A 5,575-nucleotide genomic window follows, 5' to 3' on the forward strand; every position below is an offset into this window, starting at 1 on the left:
GGCAGCCCCTTGGGAGGATAGGAACTTGCCAAGTCTTTTTTATTTTTTGAAGAGATTCAAAACTAAGAAAAGCCATCAATTTATTTTGATGGCTTTTTTCATTAATTTTTTATAAAACTTGAAAAAAGCAGTGGCTTAGTTTATACTTAAATACAGTGTGAAAAAAATAAAAAATGTTTTTAAATGACAAAAAAAGGATGATTTAAGGATGACGAAGCATAAAAAAATATTTATAGTTATGGTTATTATATCTATTATAGGGATAGTTTATATATCGCTAGCAGTAAATAAAAATTTTGGTGTACAAAAATATTTTAACTACGAGTTTGTAGATGGAGAAGTTTTATCTATAAAGGAAGAAACAATAAACCCAGATCCATTGATTCCAGGAAGATATGTAGGGAAACAAAAGATAGAGGTTCAAATATTAGAAGGGTTACACAAAGATCAAGTATATAGTGTGATAAATGTGTTGAGTAATAGGCATAATATATTTGCTAAACCAGGGATGAAAGCTATATTCACAATTAGAGAAAAAGATGGAAAAGAACATGTATGGTTTTATAACTATAAGATGGATAGATATATTTATGTATTGATTGGATTATTTTGTTTAAGTTTGATTGTTTTTGGACGTTTAAGTGGAATTAAATCAATATTGTCTCTTGTTTTTACAGGAGTAGTCATAATATTTGTTCTTATACCAATAATATTTCGGGGTGGAAATCCGATTCCTTGGGCAATATTATTATGCTCGATAATAACAGTGGTAACATTTTTATTGATAGGCGATTTTAATAGAAAAACTTATTCAGCTATTTTGGGAACTATTGCAGGGGTAATGATATCTGGAATAATCTCCTACATTTTTGGAAATTTAGCTAAATTAACAGGAATTCATATGGAAAAAGGGGAACAAATTTTATATTTGGCTGCTGATTACCAGGTTAAAATAAATGGTCTTATGTTTACTTCTATATTAATAGCATCATTGGGAGCTATTAATGATGTAGCAATGTCAATTGCATCATCATGTAATGAATTATGTAAAAGAAACCCAGATATTCATCTAGACGATCTTTTTGTATCTCTTATGGATATAGGAAAAGACATAATGGGAACTATGACCAATACATTGATTTTGGCTTTTACTGGAAGTTCGCTAAATCTCATGCTTATGATTTGGGGATTCCAAATGAATACTAAGCAATTTATAAATATGCCAGTAATAGCAATAGAACTTATTCAAGCTTTGTCTGGAAGTATAGGAATAGTATTGACCGTTCCTATAACAGCTAGTATTTCTGTTTATTTGATAAGAAAAAAAGGTGGGTTATCTTTAAAAAGAAAGAATAATTAATTATAGAATAAAGTTTTAATATAAAAAACCAAGGAGGGAAAGATGAAAAAGTTTTTAATTGTAATATTGATAACAAGTATTTTTATGGCTTGTAATTCAAATGATGTATCGGTAGAAAAAAAAGAGCCGGTAAAAATGGAAATAACTGAGAGGGTAGTAACTCATGAAGTTATAGTTAAAGGAGAGAAAGAGGTTACTGAACAAACTATAAGAGTGGCAGCAACTTCTGATGTACATGGTAGAATCTATCCTTATGATTATGCAATCGATGGTAAGGATGATGACGCAGGTTTAGCAAAAGTGTCTACGATTGTTAACTCTTTAAGAGCAGAAAATCCAAATATGATATTGATGGATGATGGAGATACTGTTCAAGATAACTCATCTGAATTATTTAATGACCTTGAAATACATCCAATGGTAGAAGCTATGAATAGTATTGGTTATGATATTTGGACTTTAGGAAACCATGAATTTAATTTTGAAAAAGAGTTTATAGAAAGAAATATTTCTAATTTTAATGGAACTGTACTTTCGGCTAATATTAAAAATAAAAAAGATGGATCAAGTTATGTAAATCCATATCAAATTTTTAATGTAAATGGTGCAAGAGTAGCTGTAATAGGAGTTATACCTCCATATGTACCTATGTGGGAATCATCTTCTCCTAGTCATTTTAAAGGATTAGAATTTAATGAAATATTAAAATCTGTTCAAGAAACTGTAAAAGAATTAGATGGTCAATATGATATCTTAATTGGATCTTTCCATATGGGAAGAGAAGATGAATATGGCGGAGCTGGAATATACGACTTAGCTAATAAAGTACCTGAATTTGATGTTATATTTGGTGGACATGAGCATGCTAAATATGTTGAAAATGTAAATGATACTCCAATTGTAGAACCTGGATTTGCAGGTTGGGCAGTATCAAAAGCTGATATCCATGTAATGAAAAAAAATGGAAAGTGGGTAGTTAAAGAGATTGAAGTAGAGAATATTCAAACTAAGACAATTGAAGCCGATCAAAAGATATTAGATGAATTTAAATATGTAGATGATCAAGCTAAAAGTGTAGCAAATACAGTAATTGGGAAAGTTAGTGAAACTTTTATAGCTAGACCTGACTTTATAACTGGTAAAGATAAAGTAACTACAATGCCTACAGCTCAATTACAGCCAAACGCCGTAATAGATCTAATAAATGATGTGCAGTTAAAATATGCAGGAGCAGATGTATCATCAGCTGCATTCTTTAAATCAGAAGCTAATTTAAAAGCAGGTAAATTTCATAACAAAGATGTAGCCAACATATATAAATATGCAAATACTCTAGTAGGGGTAAATATGACTGGAGAAAATTTACTTAAATTTATGGAATGGTCTATGTCATATTATAATACTTGGAATGAAGGGGATGTAACTATCTCGTTTAATGAAAATGTTAGAGGATATAACTATGACATGTTTGCAGGGGTAAACTATAAAGTTGACCTATCTAAAGAAGCAGGAAATAGAGTAGTAGATCCAATGATCAATGGAGAAGCTATAGATCCAACTAGAACGTATAAAGTAGCGGTAAACAACTATAGATTTGGGACATTAACTAAAAATGGATGGGTAAAATCTGAAGATAAATATTATGACTCTTATGAAGTTATGCAAGATGCAGGAAGAATAAGAGACTTAATTATTAAATATACAAAGGAAGAAAAAAATGGAGAATTAGCTCCTAACGTACATAACAACTGGAAAATAATTGGCGTTAAATTAGACTACCCTGAAAGAGAGGCAATCTATGATATGATCAGAAAAGGAGAACTAGTTATTCCTAGTTCCTCTGATGGAAGAACACGTAACGTTGAATCTATTAATAGAAAAGATTATGTTCTAGAAGAGAAAATTAGATCATATATAGTTAAAAGTGGAGATACTTTAGGAGAACTAGCAGATAAATTTGATGTTGAAATTTCTAGAATTTTAAAAGAGAATAAAAATATAAAAAATGCAGATGTTATAATAGCTGGAGAAGAATTAATAGTTCCTGCAAATTAAATTTAAAAAGGTACAGAATTTATCTGTACCTTTTAAAGATATATAAATTAAGGAGGAAAAATAATGATGAAAAAATTTGTTAAGATCTTATCGGTAATGATGTTACTTTTAGTAGTAGCATGTGGAAAAACTACGAAAACAGATGAACCTAGTAAAGTAGCAGGGGATAAAGTAGATGTAGTGGCTACAGAAAAGTTGATTGTTAATGAAGATGTAGAATTTAAAGTGATGCACGTAAACGATACTCATGGAAGGGTAGAAGCAGGTAAATACGACGGAATGGGGTTAGCTAGAGTAAGTACAATAGTTAAACAAACTAGAGCAGAAGACCCTAATGTTTTATTTTTAGATGCAGGGGATACAATTCATGGGACTGTATTTGCAGCTCTAACTAAAGGGGGATCTGTAGTAAGAGTTATGAATGAAATGGGTTATGACGCTATGACAACAGGAAATCATGACTATAATTACGGATTGGATAGAATTGAAAAATTACAAAACACAATGAATTTTCCAGTGGTAGTGTCAAACCTTACTTATAAAGACACAGGAGAAAAAGCATTTAAACCATATACAATCAAAACTTTACCAAATGGTGTAAGAGTAGGAATTTTTGGTCTAGCAACTCCTGAGACAGCGTATAAGACGAATCCTACCAATGTAGAAGCTGTTACGTTTGATGATCCTATCGCATCGGCTAAAGAGTCTGTAATAGCTCTAGAAGCTCAAGGTGTAAACTATATTATTGCGCTTTCACATTTAGGTATGGATGAAGATTCGTTTTATACAAGTATTAAAGTGGCTCAAGAAGTAGATGGAATAGATCTAATTGTAGACGGGCACAGCCATACTACTCTAGAAGAAGGAATGTGGGTTAAAGAAACTCTTATTGTTCAATCTGGATTCTATGATAAAAACTTAGGAGAAGTAACAATTAAATTAGGTGAAAATGGATCAAAAGTTGAGACAGCAAAATTATTTACTAAAGAATATGCAATGGAAAACGTTCAAGAAGATCCAGCTGTAAGAGCAATTATTGACGAAGTAAATACAGAAAATGAAAAAATCACATCTGTAGTGGTTGGAGAGACTCCTATACTTTTAGATGGTGAAAGAAATGATGTAAGAGCTGGTGAAACTAACTTAGGAGATATGATCACAGAAGCTATGTTAACAAAGACAGGAGCTGAAGGTGTAATAACTAATGGTGGTGGAATAAGAGCTTCTATCCAAAAAGGTACAATTACTAGAGGAAATATCATTTCAGTATTACCATTTGGAAACTACGTTGTGGTAAAAGAGATAACTGGTCAAGATTTAAAAGATGCTGTTGAAAATGGTGTTCAATCTTATCCAGATGCTAGAGGAGCTTTCCCACACGTAGCAGGATTTACATTTAAATTTGATCCAATGAATGAGGTAGGGAATAAAGTGTATGATATTACATTTAACAATGGAGAAAAAATAGATCTAACTAGAACTTATAAGATAGCTACAAACGACTTTATGGCTGTAGGAGGGGACAAATATACCTCTTTAAAAGGAAAGAAGACAGTGAATGAATATGAGAGTATTGAAGAGATCTTAGGAGAATATATTAAAACTAGTGGAATTACTCATACTGCTGTAGATGGAAGAGTATTTGCAGGGAAGGAAGAAACTGTTGCAAATATGGATGAAAAAGTATTAGAAAAATCATTGTATACAATAGAATCAGGGGATACGTTGAGAGCAATTTCTAAAAAAACAGGAATAAATATAGATGAAATTTTAAGAGAAAACAAAAATATTACAAATCCAAATATAATTTTTAAAGGTGAAAAAATAGCTTTACCAAAGGCAAATTAATCATCTAAAAGAAGCCACATAGTGGCTTCTTTTTTTTTATTTTCTAAAAAAAATAAAAAAAGGATTAAAAAGTGTTGACTCTTTAACTTTATTATGATATTATTATTCTTGTCGTGAGAGAACGATAATAACGGAGCATAGCGCAGCCCGGTAGCGCACCTGCCTTGGGAGCAGGGGGTCATAGGTTCGAATCCTATTGTTCCGACCATTTCAATTAAATATACCAAGATACGCGGGAATAGCTCAGTTGGTAGAGCGTCAGCCTTCCAAGCTGAATGTCGCCAGTTCGAACCTGGTTTCCCGCTCCAAAAT

General features: G+C 31.6%; 3 protein-coding genes and 2 tRNA genes. All 5 read left to right on the top strand.

What is annotated here, in order from left to right:
* The first annotated feature begins 208 nt into the window (after positions 1–208).
* The 5 genes from WBG30_RS03790 (at position 209) to WBG30_RS03810 (ending at position 5,571) form a co-directional block, all read left to right on the top strand.
* Complete coding sequence (locus tag WBG30_RS03790) at positions 209–1,360, top strand: YibE/F family protein (protein WP_424503318.1); 1,152 nt, start codon at positions 209–211, stop codon at positions 1,358–1,360.
* A 42-nt stretch (positions 1,361–1,402) separates the two neighbouring features.
* Positions 1,403–3,415, top strand: coding sequence for a 5'-nucleotidase C-terminal domain-containing protein (locus WBG30_RS03795; protein WP_424503319.1), 2,013 nt, complete (start codon positions 1,403–1,405; stop codon positions 3,413–3,415).
* 63 nt (positions 3,416–3,478) lie between these two features.
* Entirely contained in the window at positions 3,479–5,263 is a 1,785-nt protein-coding gene (locus WBG30_RS03800; protein WP_424503320.1) for a 5'-nucleotidase C-terminal domain-containing protein, read from the top strand.
* Positions 5,264–5,394: 131 nt separating this feature from the next.
* Positions 5,395–5,471: transfer RNA gene (locus tag WBG30_RS03805), tRNA-Pro, on the top strand.
* 24 nt (positions 5,472–5,495) lie between these two features.
* Positions 5,496–5,571: transfer RNA gene (locus WBG30_RS03810), tRNA-Gly, on the top strand.
* Positions 5,572–5,575: the final 4 nt, after the last annotated feature.

Source organism: Psychrilyobacter sp. (assembly GCF_049671765.1).
GTDB lineage: Bacteria > Fusobacteriota > Fusobacteriia > Fusobacteriales > Fusobacteriaceae > Psychrilyobacter.

Coding starts and splice junctions, on each gene's coding strand:
- WBG30_RS03790 (WP_424503318.1), top strand. CDS start 209: ATGACGAAGCATAAAAAAATATTTATAGTTATGGTTATTATATCTATT.
- WBG30_RS03795 (WP_424503319.1), top strand. CDS start 1,403: ATGAAAAAGTTTTTAATTGTAATATTGATAACAAGTATTTTTATGGCT.
- WBG30_RS03800 (WP_424503320.1), top strand. CDS start 3,479: ATGATGAAAAAATTTGTTAAGATCTTATCGGTAATGATGTTACTTTTA.